Below are 18036 nucleotides of genomic sequence, written 5' to 3' on the forward strand. Positions count from 1 at the left end.
GGCGGTGCAGCGCCGCGCCGCGACCCCCGACGAGATGGTGTGAACGGCCGCGCGCGCCCGCTCAGGCGCTGGTGCGCGGTGTCCAGCCCAGCTCGCGCCGGGCTTTCCGGTTGGAGACCTGCTCGTTGTCGTCGACGATGTTGAAGATGCCCGTCGCGTTGCCGCGCAGCGCCAGCAGCGCGGCGCGCGCCGCGTCCTCGACATGCACGGCCGGCGCGCCCGGCGCCGTGTCGGCGCCGGTATCGGGGCCGTACAGGCGCCCGTAGCGCAGCACCGTGCCGCGCAGCGGCGAGGTGGCCAGCACCGCATGTTCCAGGGCGACCACGCCGCCCACCGAGATGCGCCGCGCGCCTTCGGCGTCGGTGTCGAGCGGCTGCTCCTCGCGATACGGCTGCTCGCCCGGCGCGTAGGCCCAGGCGATGCTCTGCGCCACCATGCGGCGGCAGCCGGCCGTCAGCGCGGCCAGCACCAGGTTGAAGCTGCCCTGGCTGCGGATCCGCGCGTTGTCGACCACCGCCTGCGCCATGCGCGCCGGATCGAGATCGCGCGGCAGGTCGGTCAGCTGGTGGATCACCGCGTCGGGGGCGATGCGGCCCAGTTCGCGCGTGAGCGCGTCGACGTCGAACACGTCGACCACCACCGGCCGCGCGCCGAGGCTTTCCAGTTGCGCCGCGCGCTCGGCCCGGCGGGTGGCGCCATGCACCTCGTAGCCGGCCTCGACCAGCAGCGGCACCAGCACACGGCCGATCACGCCGGAGGCGCCGGCGACGAACAGTCTTTCACTCATGAGGGGACTCCCGAACGGTTGCCGGCCGCCGCCGGGATCGGGCGCGAAGCGCGCGAGGCGGCGAACCATCGGGACTAGCGTAAGGGCGGGCATGGCCTGTGCGATAGAGCCAATTTCGATCGAAACGGGCAGGACATGGTCCATGACGCGAAACCCGCCTTCGTGCTTCGTTGCACGCGCGGGAGCGATGTGCCAACCTTGACGGCCGGATCACGCGGCGCCCGGCGCCGCCCCTCAGGAGTGCACCGAATGCGCAATTCATGCCGGATCGAGACCAAGCTGCCGCAAAGCGGCATTTCCGTCTTTTCCAGCATCGCGGAGCTGGCCGCGAAACACGATGCCGTGAACCTCTGGCAGGGCGCGCCCTCGTTCCCGACCGACCCGGCGCTGCTCGCCATGGCCGGGCGCGCCATGCAGGCCGGCTTCAACCAGTACGCGCCGATGGCCGGCTATCCGCCGCTCAAGGCGGCGCTGGCCGAGAAGACCGAGCGGCTGCACGGCGCGCGTTATCGGGCCGACAGCGAGATCACCGTGACCGCCGGCGCGAGCGAGGCGATCTACGCCGCCATCACGGCGCTGGTGCATGCCGGCGACGAGGTGATCTTCTTCGAGCCCGCCTTCGAGGTCTACGAGCCTTCGATTCGCCTGCAGGGCGCCACCCCGGTGGCGATCGGCATCCACCTGGATACGCTCGCGATCGACTGGGACGAAGTGGCCGCCGCGATCACGCCGCGCACGCGGATGATCATCGTGAACACGCCGCACAACCCGACCGGCGCGCTGTTCGGCGCCGAGGACATCGCGCGGCTGATCGCGCTCACGCGCGACACCGACATCGTGATCCTGTCGGACGAGGTGTACGAGCACATGGTGTATGACGGACGCGAGCACCTGAGCCTGGCGCGCTACCCGGAGCTGGCCGAGCGCAGCGTGATCGCGCTCTCGCTGGGCAAGACCTATCACGCCACGGGCTGGCGCGTCGGGTATTGCCTGGCGCCCGCCGAGCTGAGCACCGAGATCCGCAAGGTGCACCAGTACGTGGTGTTCTCGGCACCGGCGCCGTTGCAGGCCGCGCTGGCCGAGCGGCTGGCCGAGCCGCGCAGCTATCTCGACCTGGCTGCCTTCTACCAGGCCAAGCGCGATCGGCTGGCGGCCGCGATGGCCGGCTCGCGGCTGGAACTGCTGCCTTGCGGCGGCAGCTTCTTCATGCTGGCGCGCTTCGATCATTTCTCCGAACTCGGCGACCAGGACTTCGTGTTCGAGCTGCTGCAGAAGCACGGCGTGGGCGCGATCCCGCTGGCCAGCTTCTACCAGGACCGGCGCGATACCGGCATCATTCGCCTGAGCTTCTGCAAGGACGACGCCACGCTCGACGAGGGCGGGCGCCGGCTCGCGGCGGTCTAGCCCCCATCATGGCGACGCGCCGCCCGGCGCTGCGTCAGCAGTTCATCAGGATCTTGCCGATCGCGTTGCGGCTTTCCAGGAAGCGATGCGCCTCGCCGCCTTCCGACAAGGCGTAGCGCGCGGCGATCACCGGGCGCACCTCGCCCGCGCGTATCTGCGCGAACAGCTCGGCGGCGCGCTCGCGACGGATCTCGGCGCTGGTCAGCACGTTCCATAGATCGCCGCCCGTCAGCGTCAGCGAGCGGTCCATCAGCAGGCGCGGATCGACCGGATCCGGGTCGCCCGCCGCCATCCCGTAGAACACCACCGTGCCGCCGATGCGCGCGGCCGCCAGGCTCGCGCCCAGCGTGCGGCCGACCGAGTCGTAGACCACGTCGGCACCGCGCCCGTCGCCCAGCGTGGCGAGTGCGGCCGGCCAGTCGTCGTAGCCGGCCACCACGTCGGCGCCGGCCTCGAGCACGGCCTGGCGTCGCGCGCCGCTCGAGGCGATGCCGAGCACCGTGGCGCCCAGGCACTTCAGCATCTGCGTCAGCAACAGGCCCACGCCGCCCGCCGCCGCGTGGACCACGGCCAGGTGGCCGCTCGCGACGCGGAAGCTGTCGCGCACCAGGTATTGCGCGGTCAGGCCCTGCAGCAGCGTGGCCGCCGCGATCTCGGCGCCGATGTCCTCGGGCAGCGGGATCAGGCGATCCACGTCGACCGCCACCAGTTCGGCGTTGGCATAAGGCATGTCGGCGAAACCGACGCGCGTGCCGCGCGGGAAACGCGTATCGCCCGCGGCGGCCGCTTCGATCACGCCCGCGCCTTCGTAGCCGAGGATCCAGGGCGCGCTGCCGCTCAGGTGGTAGTTGCCGTTGCGGCGATAGACGTCGGCGAAGTTCAGGCCGACGCTCTCGATGCGCACCAGCGCCTGGCCCGGCCCCGGCACGGGATCGGGACGCTCGCCCCACTGCAGGACTTCGGGGCCGCCGAATCGGTCGAAAAACAATGCGTGCATGGATGCGCCTCGTGGACGATGGACGGGCTGCGCGCCCGGCTGATGGAAACGGGTGCCGTCGTGCGGCTGCGAGAGCGTAGCGCATCGGCACGGTAGCGTCGATGCGCGCGGCACCGCGATGGTGCGCACGCGCACCATCGCGGGAGCGGCCCGGGGCGGCGGCGCTTGCGTGCTGGCGCCCGGCGGGCGGGTCGCTGGATAGGCGGCTTGGCAATTTCCCTTGTGGATACAAGAGCCTGGCGATGACCATATTCACCATCTGGGTAAATTGGTCTGGTGTTTGCTTGGAAACGACGGAAACAGCAGAAACAACAAGCAAGGCAACCGCATTACCTACGGGCGACACCACCATGGCCAATCCACGCGCAATCGTCGACCTGACGCACGAAGTCAGGCGCCTCGCCACCGGCAAGATCGGCGACATCAACGACATCAATCGCGAAACCACCTTCCTCGCGCTCAACGCGCTGATCGAGGCGGCGCGCGCCGGCGAGGCCGGCAAGGGGTTCGCCGTGGTGGCCAACCAGGTGAAGCATGTCTCGAAGCGGATCGGCGAGATCACCGACATCCTCAACAAGGAACTGGCCGGTTCGCTGACGCGGCTGACCGAGCTCGGCGACAGCATGATCGATCGCATGCACGCGCACGACGGGCAGCGTTGTGCCGATCTCGCGCTGAACATGATCGATATCGTCGACCGCAACCTCTATGAACGCTCCTGCGACGTGCGCTGGTGGGCCACCGATTCGGCGGTGGTGGATTGCGTGACCTACGACAGCGAGGAGATGAGCCGGCACGCGAGCGAGCGGCTGTCGGTGATCCTCGACAGTTATACGGTCTACAAGGATCTGTGGGTGGTGGACGCGCAAGGCACGGTGATCGCCAGCGGGCGCGGCGAGACGTATCCGGTGGTCGGGCAGCAGGTGGGCGGCGCGAAGTGGTTCGAGGCGGCGCTGGCCACCGGCAGCGGGGCCGATTACGTGGCGTTCGACGTGGAGGCCCTGCCGCAGTTGAGGAATGCGCAGGTGGCGACCTATGCCACCGCGATCCGCGAGGGCGGCGAGGCGAACGGGCAGGTGCTCGGGGCGCTGGTGATCTTCTTCGATTGGGCGCCGCAGGCCGCGGCGGTGGTCAAGGGCGTGAGGCTGAGCGAGGAAGAGTGGGCGAGGACGCGCTGCCTGATCGTGGACTCCTCGTTTCGGGTGATCGCGAGTTCGGATGGGGAAGGGGTGTTGCAGGAGACGTTCCGGTTGAAGACTCATGGCGAGGCGACGGGGTTTTATCGCGAGGCGGATGGCGGGACGGTGTCGTTCGCGGCGACGCCGGGGTATGAGACGTATCGGGGGTTGGGGTGGTTCGGGGTGGTGTGTCAGCGGGCGGTGGGGGCTGGGGCGGCTGAGTTGATTTGAGTGCAAGGTCGCTTGCCGGGTTGCTGGGCTGGGCGATGCCTGGATTCAGAGTGGATTGGGCAAGGCGTTGGCTGCGCAGAGCGGAGGCGTGTCGAGTAGTGCGGCCTTGGCGGCGAGCAGGCCGGCTTCGTCGGTTTCGAAGCGGCATAGCCAACTGTTCGTGGCTGCCGGGGTGTTGTAGACGGGGGCGTCGCCGTTGATGGTGCCGCGTTGCAGGTTTGCCATCGCACTGCTGCGGATTGGCCGCAGGGCAGCGTCGAGGATGACGTAGGCGGGTGGATTGGACGGTGGTGTGCTCTCGTCGTTCGAGATGCCGCTTTCCGGCAAGACGCCGCCCCGGATGACGACGCCTGAACCGTAGTCGCCGATCGAAAACCAGTTCGGAGGCAGATGAGCGCGAAGCGGTTTCAGGCCGCCCGCGGCTTCGAGCATCGGCTTGCTGATTGCGGTGAGCCAGTCGATCGTTTTCAGTTGTCCCTTGAGCGCTCGGACCGATAAGTCCGCGGGGAAACCGACATCGAGGCCGGGCATTGTCTGACTCGCCCAATACTCGGTGGCCTCGTTTTCCTCGCGCGCGGTGGGCGAGAGATTGGCGGCGATGCCGGCATGGCCGTGCGACGCCTCGAGCCATGTCGCGGCTTCGTGGAAAAGCTTCGCGAACGCATCGGGGCGCTCCTGTACGGCGAACACTGGCCACGAGAACCACAGGACATTGAGGCCGCGATTGCCGAGCGCTTCTTGCCATCGGCGCTGGCCGCCGATATGGAATTCCCACAAGCTTGCGTCGGTCGGGAGTTTGCCGCTCATGAAATCGAAGTCGAATCGATCTTCAGGGCCGAGGCGCGTCGCGGCAGCGCGCAGGGATTTCACCTTCGACATCGGCTGGGCGGCTTTGCCATTGCTCCACATGTAGCTGAGCTTCTCGCTGCCCATCGATATCACGAACTCGTCGAATGTTCGGGCGAGCGCTTCGCGGACGACCGGGTCGAATGCGTGTTCGAAATAGAGGCATGCGCGGACTACGAAGGCTGCGCCAATGCCGTCATGCGGACAGCGAGGTTCGAGGAGGGCGTTGGCGACCAATGCGCGGGATTGGTTCGCCTTGGCCCATTTCAGAAAATCCTGTGTCGGGTTTGCCATCGGGAAAGGGCTCGAATCCGGTTATAGAGGCGCGGGAAGTGGCGGAGTTACCGGCGGCATGCCGAACCTCTGCGTTGGCGGCCTCGAATTGAGGAGCGCCCGAAGTGAGCGTCCAAGTTCGGAAAGTGCGTCTGACACGACTGCCCTGACCGGATTTTCGCCTTTGTCGTCGTTGGAGCAGTCGCAGTTTTGTGGCCTTAGGACGACAAGCTTGTCTGGTGATCCGGCGATCGTGGCGTAATCTTCGGCCTGCCCGAGATCGGGAGCCTGTGGTGGAAACTTTACTTCGACGAGGCTTTTTATATTGTCCTGCGTAGGCGGCAATGAGCCATTCTTCACGATCACGACGTCCGGTCGACGGATGGCACCGGAGCCTGCCCGATAAGCCTTCTGCCCGCCGAGCCAGTATTTCGCGATCCAGCCGGGAAGGTAGGGATGAGCTTCGAGAGGAGGGTGGGAGCGCATGATGGGAGCGGGCGGTACCTGCGACATGTCGTAATTGACCTCGGCCTTATACGGACTTTGCCAGTCCATGCTTCGATCGACATCGCGGAGATTGCGAGACACGCATTGCTGTTTGAGGTGCTGACCGGATGCGCCTCTGTCTGGCTCGCGCGAACAGACACAGATCGCTTTGCATACCACTTTCTTGTCTATCGGATCGAGTCCCACCGTGCGAAGCTGGACCGACGTTGTTCGACCGCCTTGCGCTGTCGATCCTGAGGCGGAGCCGATTCCATATGCGCTTCCGCTCATTGGTCGCCTGCTCCTCCTCTGACTTGTGTCGATGGGGACGCGAAACGTAACGAGGCCGGCGATTCTGCTTCATGCCATTGGGTATAACCGTTTTCGTCTGTTCGTCCCGAGATCACGCTGCCGTCGGATGCGTGCAGTGTGTATGGATGGTTTGCAATCGATCGGCCGGTTGCCTCGTCCATGACATGGAATCGGCCCTGGTATAGCCCGGGGTTGTCGTTCACCGTTTGGTGGCTCACCGCGGGGCTTTTGACGCGCCACGGCTTTTGCGTGGGCTCCGCCGTGGCGCTTGCCTGGGATGCGATCAAACGCGCGCCGCAAGCGGTCCTGTCGCCTTCGAAGGCGGGCGGTTTCCCGTCCATGTCCATGCCGCGCGGCAGAATGTGGACGATGGGATAGACGCCATCGCACATGGGACAGAACACCATGTCGCCCAGCCTCGCGACGGGCTTGCCGTCGATGAGTTGAGCTTGGGAACAGTCAAGGACCCGGCCGCCGTGATCGGTGGTGTCGCCCTCGCGAATAAAAGCGCTCATGGCATTTTCCGGTTATGGAACGCCGCAACTCTACGCTCGATTGTTTGATTAATAGCGAGATAAGGGCGGGCGCGAGAAAATGCCGCAAGTTGGTGGGGGTGAGTGAGGTGGAGTGGGCAAGGTGCGATGAGAGATATGCGGTTGTGGAAGGGGGCAATCGCCGAACAGGTGGACATCGATAAAGCGGTGGGCACCATGCGCCTGCTGGTTGGCGGCGATCTCCAGTATTTCGTGGATTTCAGTCACTCGCACAATGCGCCCGTAAAAGAATGGATAGAGAAGCAATTGGCGGCCGGCTTGCTCAAGGCTCGTAAAACGAACTGGAATGACGTCACGCTGCCCGGTGAGGCGGAGGCCCACGCGCTGATGCTGGAAGAGCGCGAGCGATCGGCCAAGATCAGGCAAGAGGGCTACGCCCGTCGCGCGGCCGCCGTCACGGGCAAACAATCAATGGATGGACGAGCGCAATGATGCTGAACACGTTAACGATGACCGAGGCACAAGAGCAGGACGCGCGCGCCAAGGCGTTCTATCTGATCAAGAAGTGGACGAGCCTCACCTACCTGGAGCACGCCGTCCAGTTGTATCGGGATTTTCTCGACGCCTACGCCAAACGGATGGACTCGCCGAGCCCCAATCAGGACGAACTCGAGAAAGCTTACACATATGACTTTCTCGGCGCGTTGGTGCAGATGGATCAAGGTATTGATATCTTGCGCCGAGGCTTGGACAAGCGATCGGCCTACGGCGCGTTGATTGCCGGGAGCGCGGAAGTCGGCGATGTCTTGTTTGGGCGAACTGCAGATGAAGTTGGCAGAAAATACGATCCGTTTTTTCTGGTCTTGGGCTTGAAGAACAACACCTACAGCGACCCAGAATTTGCCAAAGGGTTGGTACACGGTGTCTGGATCCAGCAATTGATGTGCTACGCACTGGATTGCTCGATCGCATTTGGTTTTGAAGGGCTGATGGCCTACGAAACAGACACGGATACCGGAACTCGCGTGTTCGAGTATTGGACCTATGAATCCCTGTTTCAGGATGTACCGCTTCCAGCTTGGAAGTATTGGCCGCCGGGGCGTAAGTATCCAGCCGATCTTCCCGCATGCCCCGCCAAGAACGAATCCCGGGTCGGCGAAGTCGCGAGCGGCGAGGAAATCCCCATCGAGGGAATCTGGGAGCCATGGTTTCCGGCTGGCAAGGTTGGCTGCCCGAATTACTTCCTCAAGGGCAGTGTCGCCCACACGTATTTATTGGAAGGCACGAACGACGAGTACGAGGTACGCTGGCGCTTGCTATGGGAAGATACCCGCTATCGGGACGGTAGCATCCCTGAGGAAGAGTCGACCTACTTCCCCCAATCCGTCGCGCAGACGAGTTTGCGCGCCTTGCCCGGGGAAGCGTGTCCGCGTACTGGTCGTTGGCAAAGTCCGGCTGTGAAGGATTCGGTTCATGTCGAAGCGGGAGAGCCGATGCCAGGCCCTCAGCACACCTCATGGGGCATGGTCATTTGGCACTATGTGGATCCGCAACCGCAGGCCTGAATCTCTCCGGATGGTCGGAGTGTGGCAGTAACCGCGAAATTCTACGCACATAGCGCCCCAGCCTGAGAAACGTCACGCTTGCGTCCGCAACCTCCACACTTGCGGACGCAGCCACGATGACACTAGACGCGATTGACCTCGACCTCCTGCCTCTGACGGCGACGCATGTCTTCCCGAACGGCAAACGATCATTTGACTTAGACGGCAGACGTCGCCTGGTCGAGGCGTGCCTCCAACCCGATGCATCGCTGCCGGGCTTGCCCTCAAGGCCGGAGCGAACACAAAACAGTTGCGCAAATGGGTCGTTTTTTGCCGCGCGTAGACGCGAGGAGGCGACAGGAAAGGCGATGGGATCGGGGAAGAGCTTGCGAAGAGGGTAGGATCGGCGATAGAGAAGCAGTGCAAGGCTGCCGGCTACACGCAGATCCGAGTCGCGGATGCTCTAGATCTGGGGAAAGAGACGGTTTGCCGGCGCGAACGAGCCGGAAGTAAAACACGCCGTGGCGCGATTTGAACAGGTGCGGCAGCTTGTGCATCGGCGGATGGCTCACAAGATCGCTCACCGCGCGCGCAAAGACAAAGGCCCGCGTCTCTTTCGAGAGCGGGCCTTCGCGTAATGATGGTGGCGAATCAGGGATTCGAACCCCGGACCTGCGGATTATGATTCCGTCGCTCTAACCGACTGAGCTAATTCGCCAACAGAAGAAAGATTATGCAGAAGGCTCCGAATCCTGTCAACAACTTTGTCGAAGAATTTTCACGAAGCGGCCGGGACGCCCGCCCGGCCCGGCTTCTCCCAACCCCGCCTCAGTCCTGCGAGTAGATGTTGGAGCCCTTCGTCTCCTTGACGAACAGCAGCCCGATCACGAAGGTCACCAGCGCGATCACGATCGGATACCAGAGCCCCGAGTAGATGTTGCCCTTGGCCGCCACGATCGCGAACGCGGTGGCCGGCAGGAAGCCGCCGAACCAGCCGTTGCCGATGTGATAGGGCAGCGACATCGAGGTATAGCGGATCCGCGTCGGGAACATCTCCACCAGCATCGCCGCGATCGGCCCGTACACCATGGTCACGAAGATCACCAGGATGGTCAGCACCACGATCGCCATCGGCCAGTTGATCTGCGAGGGATCGGCCTTGGCCGGGTAGCCGGCGCCCTTGAGCGTCGCGGCCAGCGTCTTGTCGAACGCGCCGGCCTTCGCCTTGGCGTCCGCGGCCTTGCCGTCGTAGGTGTCCACCGCGATGTCGCCCACCTTGATCTGCGCGAGCGTGCCCGCCGGCGCGGCCACGTTCTCGTAGTTCAGGCCGGCTTTCGACAGGGCCGCCTTGGCGACGTCGCAGGAGGTCGTGAACTTCGCCGTGCCGACCGGGTTGAACTGGAACGAGCATTCGTCCGGGTTCGCGATCACGGTGATCGGCGCCTTCTGCGTGGCCGTTTCCAGTGCCGGATTCGTGTAGTGCGTGAGAGCCTTGAACAGCGGGAAGTAGGTCAGCGCGGCGATCAGGCAGCCGGCCAGGATGATCGGCTTGCGGCCGATCCGGTCCGACAGCGAGCCGAAGAACAGGAAGAAGGGCGTGCCGATCAAGAGCGCCACGGCGATCAGGATATTGGCCGTGGTGCCGTCCACCTTCAGCGTCTGCGTCAGGAAAAACAGCGCGTAGAACTGGCCCGTGTACCAGACCACCGCCTGGCCGGCGGTCAGCCCGACCAGCGCGAGGATCACGATCTTCAGGTTGCGCCATTGGCCGAAGGCTTCCGTGAGCGGTGCCTTCGAGGTCTTGCCCTCGGCCTTGATGCGCATGAACACCGGCGATTCGTTCAGCTGCATGCGAATCCAGACCGACACGGCCAGCAGCAGGATCGAGGCGATGAACGGGATGCGCCAGGCCCAGGCGCCGAAGCTCTCCTCGCCCACCAGGGTGCGCACGCCGACGATCACCAGCAGCGACAGGAACAGGCCGAGCGTCGCGGTGGTCTGGATCCAGGCGGTGTAGAAGCCGCGGCGGTTGGCCGGTGCATGCTCGGCCACGTAGGTGGCCGCGCCGCCGTATTCGCCGCCCAGCGCGAGCCCCTGCAGCAGCCGCATGGCGATGAAGATCACCGGCGCGGCGATGCCGATGGTGGCGTAGCCGGGCAGGAACCCGACCACGAAGGTCGAGATGCCCATGATCACGATCGTCATCAGGAAGGTGTACTTGCGGCCCACCATGTCGCCGAGCCGGCCGAACACGATCGCGCCGAACGGGCGCACCGCGAAACCGGCGGCGAAGCCGAGCAGGGTGAAGATGAAGGCGGCGGTCGGATTGACGCCGGAGAAGAAGCTCTTGCTGATGTAGGCCGCGAGGGAGCCGGCCAGATAGAAGTCGTACCACTCGAACACGGTGCCGAGCGAGGACGCGAAGATCACGCGTTTTTCGTCGCTCGTCATCGGCGAGTGCGAGATATGCCCGCCTACAGTCGCCATGAGTCGTCTCCTGAATCTTGATATCGGTGTCGGTTCGCCATCCTGACGAACTGGCGTCGATTATTGGCGGGCAAACTTACGGAGGTCTGACTGGAGCGGGGATCAGGGTTTGTCGGGAGTGCTTCCCGCTTGTTCGGCGAAAATTTGGCGAACGTCGACGATCGATGGCCGATGTTCCGGCAACATCGCTGACTGCGCCTTGCAGACCAGGCCGGCGGCGCTCGCCTCAGGGTTATTCCGGGGCGGCCTCGCGCAGTGCGAAGCTGACGCGCACCAGCGTGCCGGCCAGGTGCGGCGTGTCCTGGTAGACGTGATCGTCGATCGCCAGCGCGCCGCCGTGCTGGGTGACGATCTCGCGCACGATGGCCAGGCCCAGCCCGCTGCCCTCGCCGTCGCGGCCGAGGATCCGGTAGAAGCGTTCGAGCACGCGGCCGCGTTCGTGGGCCGGAATGCCGGGGCCGGTGTCTTCCACCTCGATATGCGCGACGCCCGCCTGGCCGGCGCCGGCATTGTCGAAGGCACGCACCACGGCGCCCGTCGCGTCGAGCCGCACGCCGGGCTCGACATGCAGGCGCACGGTGATCCGGCCGCCCTCGGGCGTATAGCGGATCGCGTTGTCAATCAGGTTGCCGAGCATCTCGCGCAGCATCACGGCATGGCCGTCGATGATGGGCGCCGGCGCTTGAACGTCCTGGTCGTCCGGCCCTTCGTAGCCGAGGTCCATGCGCCTGGCGAAGGCGGCCTGCACCCAGTCGCGCACGGTCACGCGCGCCAGCGCGGCGAGATCGACCGGCTCGAAGCTCAGGCCGCTCGCGCGGTTCTCGGCGCGCGCCAGCGCCAGCAACTGGGTGACCAGGCGCGCGGCCTGCCCGGAGCTGGTGGCGATCTGCTCCAGCGAGCGCGCGACTTCGTCCGGCACCTCGTGACGCAGCGCGAATTCGGCCTGGGTGCGCAGCCCGGCCAGCGGCGTCTTCATCTGGTGAGCGGCATCGGCGATGAAGCGCTTCTGCAGCGCGATGTTCTGTTCGAGCCGGCCGAGCAGGTCGTTGAACGAGGTGACCAGCGGCTCGATCTCGGGCGGCGCGCGCTGCGGATCGACGGGCGAGAGATCGTCGGGGCGGCGGTTGCGGATATGGGCCTGCAGCGCGGTCAGCGGCGCGAGCCCGCGCGATAGCCCGAACCAGACCAGCACGATGGCCAGCGGCAGGATCACGAACTGCGGCAGGATCACGCCCTTGATGATGTCGTTGGCCAGTGCGTTGCGCTTGTCCAGCGTTTCGCCGACCTGTACCAGCACCGGCTGCGAGCCGCTCGAGCCGCCCAGCGCGACGGTGGTGTAGGCGACGCGGATGTCGTTGCCGCGAAGGAGGTCGTCGCGGAACAGCACCACGCCGGGCGGCGGCCGGTCGTCGTCGCGCGGCAGCGGCAGGTCGGCCTCGCCGGCCACCAGCTCGCCGCGCGTGCCGAGCACCTGGTAATAGACGCTGTCGACATTGTCGGCGCGCAGCAGGTCGAGCGTGGCCTTGGGCAGCACCAGCTCGGCCACCCCGTTGACGGGCGTGATCTGCCGCGCGAGCACATAGGCATCGGTTTCCAGCGCGCGGTCGAAGGGGCCGTTGGCGATGGTCTTGGCGACCAGGTAGGTGACGGCGATGCTCATCGGCCAGAGCAGCAGCAGCGGCGCGAGCATCCAGTCGAGGATCTCGCCGAACAGCGAGCGCGGGCGCGCCGTGTCGGCGGATTCGCCCTCGTCGGGCGGGGCAAACGGGTTTTCGTAGCGGGCGTCGCGTTCCGCGTCGCGCACGTCGGCCGGGCGGCGCGCGGCGTGCTTGCTGGTGCGGGCGGAACGAAGCGGCGTGGCCATGGCGGCGCGCTCGCGCGGCCCCTCAGCGCAGCGGCGAGGAGGGCGCCTGATGCTCCGGCGCGGCCGGCACCTCGGGCGCGACCGCGGCGCCCGATTCGGCCACGGCCTTCTCCAGGCAGTAGCCGAGGCCGCGCACGGTCAGGATCCGCACGCCGCTCGGCTCGATCTTCTTGCGCAGCCGGTGCACGTAGACCTCGATCGCGTTGTTGCTGACTTCCTCGCCCCACTCGCAGAGATGGTCGACCAATTGCTCCTTCGAGACCAGCCGGCCGACGCGCTGCAGCAGCACCTCGAGCAGGCCGAGCTCGCGCGCCGACAGGTCCAGCACGCGCTCGTTGGCGTAGGCGAGCCGGCCGACCTGGTCGAAGCTCAGCGAGCCGTGGCGGATCACGGTCGGGCCGCCGCCGGCGCCGCGCCGGGTGAGCGCCCGCACGCGCGCCTCGAGTTCGTTCAGGGCGAAGGGCTTGGCCATGTAGTCGTCGGCGCCCAGGTCGAGCCCCTTGACGCGCTCGTCGACGCTGTCGGCGGCGGTCAGGATCAGTACCGGCAGCACCGAGTTGCGTGCGCGCAGGCGCCGCAGCACGTCGAGACCGGGCATCTTCGGCAGGCCGAGGTCGAGGATCAACAGGTCGAAAGTCTGCATCGACAAGGCGGTGTCGGCCTCGACGCCGCTCTTGACGTGATCGACGGCATAGCCCGATTGGCGGAGTGATCGGGTCAGGCCGTCCGCGAGTATGCTGTCATCTTCGGCAATCAGGATTCGCATGGTGCGTGGCCGTCGGCCGGCGGCGCGCTGGAGAGGCGCCGGCGCGGGTGTCTCCGGAAGGTCTGGGTGGGCTTGTGCGGAACCCGCAACTCGGGCTTGCACAAACCACTGTTTTTTTATACAGTGTCTGCATTCGTGCACCTAACGGCTAGTTAGGCCCGGTGCCCCCCAATCAGACGCTGCTCATCATAGCAAAGGACGATTCATGGAAGATAGCAAGAAAGGCGCCGGGATGACCGCGGAAAAGAGCAAGGCGCTGGCGGCAGCGCTGGCCCAGATCGAGAAGCAGTTCGGCAAGGGCTCGATCATGAAGCTCGGCGATGCCGAGGCCAAGGAAGATATCCAGGTGGTCTCCACCGGCTCGCTCGGCCTCGATATCGCGCTCGGCGTCGGCGGCCTGCCGCGCGGCCGTGTCGTCGAAATCTACGGTCCGGAATCGTCGGGCAAGACCACCCTCACGCTGCAGGTGATCGCCGAGATGCAGAAGCTCGGCGGCACGGCGGCCTTCATCGACGCGGAACACGCGCTCGACGTCCAATATGCATCCAAGCTCGGCGTGAACGTGCCGGAGCTGCTGATCTCGCAGCCGGACACGGGCGAGCAGGCGCTCGAAATCACCGACGCGCTGGTGCGCTCGGGCTCGATCGACATGATCGTGATCGACTCGGTCGCGGCCCTGGTGCCGAAGGCCGAAATCGAAGGCGAAATGGGCGATTCGCTGCCGGGCCTGCAGGCTCGCCTGATGTCGCAGGCGCTGCGCAAGCTGACGGGCACGATCAAGCGCACGAACTGCCTGGTGATCTTCATCAACCAGATCCGCATGAAGATCGGCGTCATGTTCGGCAACCCGGAAACCACCACGGGCGGCAATGCGCTGAAGTTCTACGCCTCGGTGCGCCTCGATATCCGCCGGATCGGCTCGATCAAGAAGAACGACGAGGTGATCGGCAACGAAACCCGCGTCAAGGTCGTCAAGAACAAGGTCTCGCCGCCGTTCCGCGAATCGATCTTCGACATCCTCTACGGCGAGGGCATCTCGCGCCAGGGCGAAATCATCGATCTGGGCGTGCAAGCCAAGATCGTCGACAAGGCCGGCGCCTGGTACAGCTACAACGGCGACAAGATCGGCCAGGGCAAGGACAACGCGCGTGAATTCCTGCGCGAGAATCCGGACATCGCGCTCGAGATCGAGAACCGCATCCGCGAATCGCTCGGCGTGGCGGCCATGCCGCAGGAAGGCGCCGCCGGCCAGTCGGAAGCCGAGATCCTGGACGAAGAAGAGTGATGCGTCGAAGCCGGGGCTGCCCGGACGATTCGCCAGCCTCCTCGCCGCGCGAGCCTTGCGCGGGCGACGGCGGGCAGGCCGATCGACCCGGGCCGGCGCCGGTTTCGCGCGAAGGGCGGCCGGCAGGTCGCCCGGAAACGAGGGCATCGGACGATGCCCTCGTTTCGTTTCAGCGCACGCGGCGGGCAGCGGCCGATCCCGTGTACGCGAGCGACTCGGTCGATGCCGACGAATCCTTCGATGCGCATGACGTTGCGCGCGGCATCCGTGCCCGCAGCGTGCGTGCCGTGCGCGGGGAGGCGAGCAGGGCAGCGCCGGCTGTTTTTCCGGCTGATGCCGGCGCCTCATCGTCGCCTCGTCGACAGCCGACGGCCGGCCGGGTAGACGCAGCCGCCGGCCCGCGGCCCGCGGCTTCGCAAGCCCCCGTTACCGGCGGCCGCCCGGCATCGTCGAGCCGTCGCCGCGCCGCCCCTGATCCCTTCGAGGCGCCCACCGCGCCCACCCACTTCGAAAACGCCGACGGCGACCAGTATTCCCGCACCAGCGAGCACGCCACGCGCCGCAACCGGCGCCGCCCGCGCGGCCCGTTCGACGAGCGCGATGCCTCGACGGCTTCCTCCGGCCAGGCAACCGAACCGGCAGGCGAGTCGCGCCGTGCCGAGCGGGAGCGCCCGACCCGCTCACTGAAAGGCCGCGCGCTCGGTTATCTGTCGCGACGCGAGTACAGCCGCAGCGAACTCGCGCGCAAGCTCGCTCCCTATGTGGAGGAGGGCGACGATCCCGAAGCGCTGCTCGACGCGCTCGAGCGCGAGGGCTGGCTGTCCGACGCGCGTTTCACCGAAAGCCTGGTGCACCGGCGCGCCTCGCGCCTCGGTAGCGCGCGAATCCTCGGCGAGCTCAAGCGCCATGCCGTCGATTCGGAACTGGTCGAATCGGTCAGCGAGCAGTTGCGCGAAACCGAGTTCGGCCGGGCCCAGGCGGTTTGGCGCAAGAAGTTCGGCAGCCTGCCGGGCACGCCGGCCGAGCGCGCCAAACAGGCGCGCTTCCTGGCCGCGCGCGGCTTCACGAGCGCCACCATCGTCAAGCTGCTCAAGGGCGGCGAGGACGAATTCGGCGAGTTCTGAGGCTCGCCGGGGCGCCGCGCTCACGCGGGTCCGACCCGTGATGCTGCACTGCATCCGCTTGCCAATGCGGGTCACACCGGATATTCGTGGCATCGCGACAAATACCCAATATGCTAAAATCCTCCGGTTTTCCAACTCGGCTTCAACCTTCCGCATGCCGTCATTCGAGCCCGTGTCACGCCAGTTGCGCCAGCCAGGCGCAGTCCCGGCGATCACCGACCAGCGCGGCGGCCGGCGAGGTGTCGTCACCGTTCCATCGTGTCGGCCGCATTGCGCGGCGGGTTCGATGAAGGTCACGCAGCCGGGCGGACAGCCGATCCATGAACCCAGGCCCAGCATGACCTCCGATCGCGAACCCCATGTCGTCGACGCCGCCGCGTCGTCCGGCCGGGCATTCTGTTCCGGTCGCAGCGAAGCCGCCATTCCCGCCTGCCGAGCCCACCTCGCTCACCTCTCCCCCGTTTTTTCCCCGCGCATCACGCCCCGATCCCCGGATCGCGTGCTCGCCGTCGGCTCGCGTGCTGCGCGGGCGGCCGGCCGTGATGCGGCGCGAAGCGGCGTGGCGCGGTGCTCACGAGGCGGCGCGCGACGCACGGCGGGCCGGCCGTTCATCCCGACATGGCTCGGCGCGAGCCCACCCGTGCCCGACGGCGCGGGTAGCGCGCACGAATGATCGGAAACATCAGTAGAAAGAAGCGACTGTCAATCGACTTTTAATCCAACTCTCAGACTGAAGGAATCACGCATGAAGATTCACGAGTACCAGGGTAAGGAAATCCTGCGGAAATTCGGAGTCGCGGTCCCGCGCGGCAAGCCGGCGTTCTCGGTTGAAGATGCCGTCAAGGTGGCAGAAGAGCTGGGCGGCCCGGTGTGGGTCGTGAAGGCTCAGATTCACGCGGGTGGCCGTGGCAAGGGCGGCGGCGTGAAGGTGGCGAAGTCGATCGAGCAGGTTCGCGAGTACGCGAGCCAGATCCTCGGCATGCAGCTCGTCACGCACCAGACCGGCCCGGAAGGCCAGAAGGTCAACCGCCTGATGGTCGAGGAAGGCGCCGACATCAAGCAGGAACTGTATGTCAGCCTCGTCGTCGATCGCGTCTCGCAAAAGATCGTCCTGATGGGTTCGAGCGAAGGCGGCATGGACATCGAGGAAGTGGCCGAAAAGCATCCGGAGCTGATCCACCAGGTCATCGTCGAGCCGTCGACCGGTCTGCTCGATGCACAGGCCGACGACCTCGCCGCGAAGATCGGCGTGCCGGCTGCCTCGATTCCGCAAGCGCGCGCGATCCTGCAAGGCCTGTACAAGGCGTTCTGGGAAACCGACGCATCGCTGGCCGAAATCAACCCGCTGAACGTTTCCAGCGACGGCAAGGTCACCGCCCTCGACGCGAAGTTCAACTTCGACTCGAACGCGCTGTTCCGTCACCCGGAAATCGTCGCCTACCGCGATCTGGACGAAGAAGATCCGGCTGAAATCGAAGCCTCGAAGTTCGATCTCGCCTACATCTCGCTGGACGGCAACATCGGCTGCCTGGTGAACGGCGCCGGCCTGGCGATGGCCACCATGGACACCATCAAGCTGTTCGGCGGCGAACCGGCGAACTTCCTGGACGTCGGCGGTGGCGCGACGACCGAGAAGGTCACGGAAGCGTTCAAGCTGATGCTGAAGAACCCGGACCTGAAGGCAATCCTGGTCAACATCTTCGGCGGCATCATGCGCTGCGACGTGATCGCCGAAGGCGTGATCGCCGGCTCGAAGGCCGTGAACCTCGGCGTGCCGCTGGTGGTGCGCATGAAGGGCACCAACGAAGACCTGGGCAAGAAGATGCTGGCCGAGTCGGGCCTGCCGATCATCTCGGCGGACAGCATGGAAGAAGCCGCGCAGAAGGTCGTCGCGGCAGCTGCCGGCAAGTAAGCATCGTTGCATTGAACACGCATGGCGGCGCGATCAAACGCGACGC

Annotated in this window: 16 protein-coding genes, 1 tRNA gene and 1 pseudogene; 9 read left to right on the forward strand and 9 right to left on the reverse strand. The window is 65.9% G+C overall.

What is annotated here, in order from left to right:
• Positions 1-61: 61 nt before the first annotated feature.
• Positions 62-787 carry an NAD(P)-dependent oxidoreductase gene (locus tag F3J18_RS15550; RefSeq protein WP_166913265.1) on the reverse strand — a complete coding sequence of 242 codons (726 nt, stop codon included), beginning with the start codon at positions 785-787 and terminating at the stop codon, positions 62-64.
• A 249-nt stretch (positions 788-1036) separates the two neighbouring features.
• Here F3J18_RS15550 and F3J18_RS15555 point away from each other — a divergent pair, with 249 nt between their 5' ends.
• Positions 1037-2191, forward strand: a complete 1155-nt coding sequence (locus F3J18_RS15555) for a methionine aminotransferase (protein ID WP_025096940.1) — start codon at positions 1037-1039, stop codon at positions 2189-2191.
• Positions 2192-2225: 34 nt separating this feature from the next.
• Here F3J18_RS15555 and F3J18_RS15560 read toward each other — a convergent pair whose 3' ends face one another.
• A complete protein-coding gene (locus F3J18_RS15560; protein WP_166913266.1) occupies positions 2226-3188 on the reverse strand; it encodes a quinone oxidoreductase in 963 nt (320 codons plus the stop codon).
• 350 nt (positions 3189-3538) lie between these two features.
• On the opposite strand from F3J18_RS15560, the gene F3J18_RS38535 reads away from it, so the two are divergent.
• Positions 3539-4597, forward strand: coding sequence for a methyl-accepting chemotaxis protein (locus tag F3J18_RS38535; RefSeq protein WP_025096942.1), 1059 nt, complete (start codon positions 3539-3541; stop codon positions 4595-4597).
• 45 nt (positions 4598-4642) lie between these two features.
• On the opposite strand, the gene F3J18_RS15570 is transcribed toward F3J18_RS38535, so the two are convergent.
• The 3 genes from F3J18_RS15570 to F3J18_RS15580 all read right to left on the reverse strand — a co-directional run bounded on the left by F3J18_RS15570 (position 4643) and on the right by F3J18_RS15580 (position 7029).
• On the reverse strand, positions 4643-5737 hold the full coding sequence (locus tag F3J18_RS15570) for a type VI immunity family protein (protein WP_166913267.1): 1095 nt from the start codon (positions 5735-5737) through the stop codon (positions 4643-4645).
• Positions 5738-5758: 21 nt separating this feature from the next.
• A complete protein-coding gene (locus tag F3J18_RS15575) occupies positions 5759-6271 on the reverse strand; it encodes a VRR-NUC domain-containing protein (RefSeq protein WP_345891746.1) in 513 nt (170 codons plus the stop codon).
• A 218-nt stretch (positions 6272-6489) separates the two neighbouring features.
• Positions 6490-7029 carry a PAAR domain-containing protein gene (locus F3J18_RS15580; RefSeq protein WP_166913269.1) on the reverse strand — a complete coding sequence of 180 codons (540 nt, stop codon included), beginning with the start codon at positions 7027-7029 and terminating at the stop codon, positions 6490-6492.
• A 135-nt stretch (positions 7030-7164) separates the two neighbouring features.
• On the opposite strand from F3J18_RS15580, the gene F3J18_RS15585 reads away from it, so the two are divergent.
• The 3 genes and pseudogenes from F3J18_RS15585 to F3J18_RS38175 all read left to right on the forward strand — a co-directional run.
• Positions 7165-7500 (forward strand): hypothetical protein, encoded by a 336-nt coding sequence (locus tag F3J18_RS15585; RefSeq protein WP_240154674.1) that lies wholly within the window; start codon positions 7165-7167, stop codon positions 7498-7500.
• Complete coding sequence (locus F3J18_RS15590) at positions 7497-8573, forward strand: Imm72 family immunity protein (protein ID WP_166913270.1); 1077 nt, start codon at positions 7497-7499, stop codon at positions 8571-8573. The genes F3J18_RS15585 and F3J18_RS15590 overlap by 4 nt, the downstream gene beginning before the upstream one ends.
• 116 nt (positions 8574-8689) lie before the next feature.
• Positions 8690-8877, forward strand: a pseudogene (locus tag F3J18_RS38175) (IS66 family insertion sequence element accessory protein TnpB); the annotation flags it as partial.
• A 316-nt stretch (positions 8878-9193) separates the two neighbouring features.
• Here the strand turns inward: F3J18_RS38175 and F3J18_RS15595 are convergent.
• From F3J18_RS15595 to F3J18_RS15610, 4 genes are all read right to left on the reverse strand, one after another.
• Positions 9194-9270: transfer RNA gene (locus F3J18_RS15595), tRNA-Met, on the reverse strand.
• 110 nt (positions 9271-9380) lie between these two features.
• Positions 9381-11039 carry an MFS transporter gene (locus F3J18_RS15600; protein ID WP_166913271.1) on the reverse strand — a complete coding sequence of 553 codons (1659 nt, stop codon included), beginning with the start codon at positions 11037-11039 and terminating at the stop codon, positions 9381-9383.
• A gap of 232 nt (positions 11040-11271) precedes the next feature.
• Complete coding sequence (locus F3J18_RS15605) at positions 11272-12903, reverse strand: sensor histidine kinase (protein ID WP_025096948.1); 1632 nt, start codon at positions 12901-12903, stop codon at positions 11272-11274.
• Between the two features lie 22 nt (positions 12904-12925).
• On the reverse strand, positions 12926-13669 hold the full coding sequence (locus F3J18_RS15610; protein WP_013699268.1) for a response regulator transcription factor: 744 nt from the start codon (positions 13667-13669) through the stop codon (positions 12926-12928).
• A 205-nt stretch (positions 13670-13874) separates the two neighbouring features.
• Here F3J18_RS15610 and recA point away from each other — a divergent pair, with 205 nt between their 5' ends.
• The 4 genes from recA to sucC are packed head-to-tail and all read left to right on the forward strand — an operon-like array spanning position 13875 to position 17990.
• Positions 13875-14954, forward strand: coding sequence for a recombinase RecA (gene recA / locus F3J18_RS15615; RefSeq protein WP_013699267.1), 1080 nt, complete (start codon positions 13875-13877; stop codon positions 14952-14954).
• Entirely contained in the window at positions 14954-16078 is a 1125-nt protein-coding gene (gene recX / locus F3J18_RS15620; RefSeq protein WP_166913272.1) for a recombination regulator RecX, read from the forward strand. Before recA ends, recX begins: the two co-directional genes overlap by 1 nt.
• A gap of 40 nt (positions 16079-16118) precedes the next feature.
• On the forward strand, positions 16119-16751 hold the full coding sequence (locus F3J18_RS15625; protein ID WP_166913273.1) for a hypothetical protein: 633 nt from the start codon (positions 16119-16121) through the stop codon (positions 16749-16751).
• Positions 16752-16808: 57 nt separating this feature from the next.
• Positions 16809-17990 (forward strand): ADP-forming succinate--CoA ligase subunit beta, encoded by a 1182-nt coding sequence (gene sucC / locus F3J18_RS15630; protein ID WP_308015976.1) that lies wholly within the window; start codon positions 16809-16811, stop codon positions 17988-17990.
• The last annotated feature ends 46 nt before the right edge of the window (positions 17991-18036 follow it).

The organism is Burkholderia sp. Ax-1720 (assembly GCF_011753035.1).
GTDB classification, from domain to species: Bacteria; Pseudomonadota; Gammaproteobacteria; order Burkholderiales; family Burkholderiaceae; genus Burkholderia; species Burkholderia gladioli.

Coding starts and splice junctions, on each gene's coding strand:
- F3J18_RS15550 (WP_166913265.1), bottom strand. CDS start 787: ATGAGTGAAAGACTGTTCGTCGCCGGCGCCTCCGGCGTGATCGGCCGT.
- F3J18_RS15555 (WP_025096940.1), top strand. CDS start 1,037: ATGCGCAATTCATGCCGGATCGAGACCAAGCTGCCGCAAAGCGGCATT.
- F3J18_RS15560 (WP_166913266.1), bottom strand. CDS start 3,188: ATGCACGCATTGTTTTTCGACCGATTCGGCGGCCCCGAAGTCCTGCAG.
- F3J18_RS38535 (WP_025096942.1), top strand. CDS start 3,539: ATGGCCAATCCACGCGCAATCGTCGACCTGACGCACGAAGTCAGGCGC.
- F3J18_RS15570 (WP_166913267.1), bottom strand. CDS start 5,737: ATGGCAAACCCGACACAGGATTTTCTGAAATGGGCCAAGGCGAACCAA.
- F3J18_RS15575 (WP_345891746.1), bottom strand. CDS start 6,271: ATGGACTGGCAAAGTCCGTATAAGGCCGAGGTCAATTACGACATGTCG.
- F3J18_RS15580 (WP_166913269.1), bottom strand. CDS start 7,029: ATGAGCGCTTTTATTCGCGAGGGCGACACCACCGATCACGGCGGCCGG.
- F3J18_RS15585 (WP_240154674.1), top strand. CDS start 7,165: ATGCGGTTGTGGAAGGGGGCAATCGCCGAACAGGTGGACATCGATAAA.
- F3J18_RS15590 (WP_166913270.1), top strand. CDS start 7,497: ATGATGCTGAACACGTTAACGATGACCGAGGCACAAGAGCAGGACGCG.
- F3J18_RS15600 (WP_166913271.1), bottom strand. CDS start 11,039: ATGGCGACTGTAGGCGGGCATATCTCGCACTCGCCGATGACGAGCGAC.
- F3J18_RS15605 (WP_025096948.1), bottom strand. CDS start 12,903: ATGGCCACGCCGCTTCGTTCCGCCCGCACCAGCAAGCACGCCGCGCGC.
- F3J18_RS15610 (WP_013699268.1), bottom strand. CDS start 13,669: ATGCGAATCCTGATTGCCGAAGATGACAGCATACTCGCGGACGGCCTG.
- recA (WP_013699267.1), top strand. CDS start 13,875: ATGGAAGATAGCAAGAAAGGCGCCGGGATGACCGCGGAAAAGAGCAAG.
- recX (WP_166913272.1), top strand. CDS start 14,954: ATGCGTCGAAGCCGGGGCTGCCCGGACGATTCGCCAGCCTCCTCGCCG.
- F3J18_RS15625 (WP_166913273.1), top strand. CDS start 16,119: ATGCTGCACTGCATCCGCTTGCCAATGCGGGTCACACCGGATATTCGT.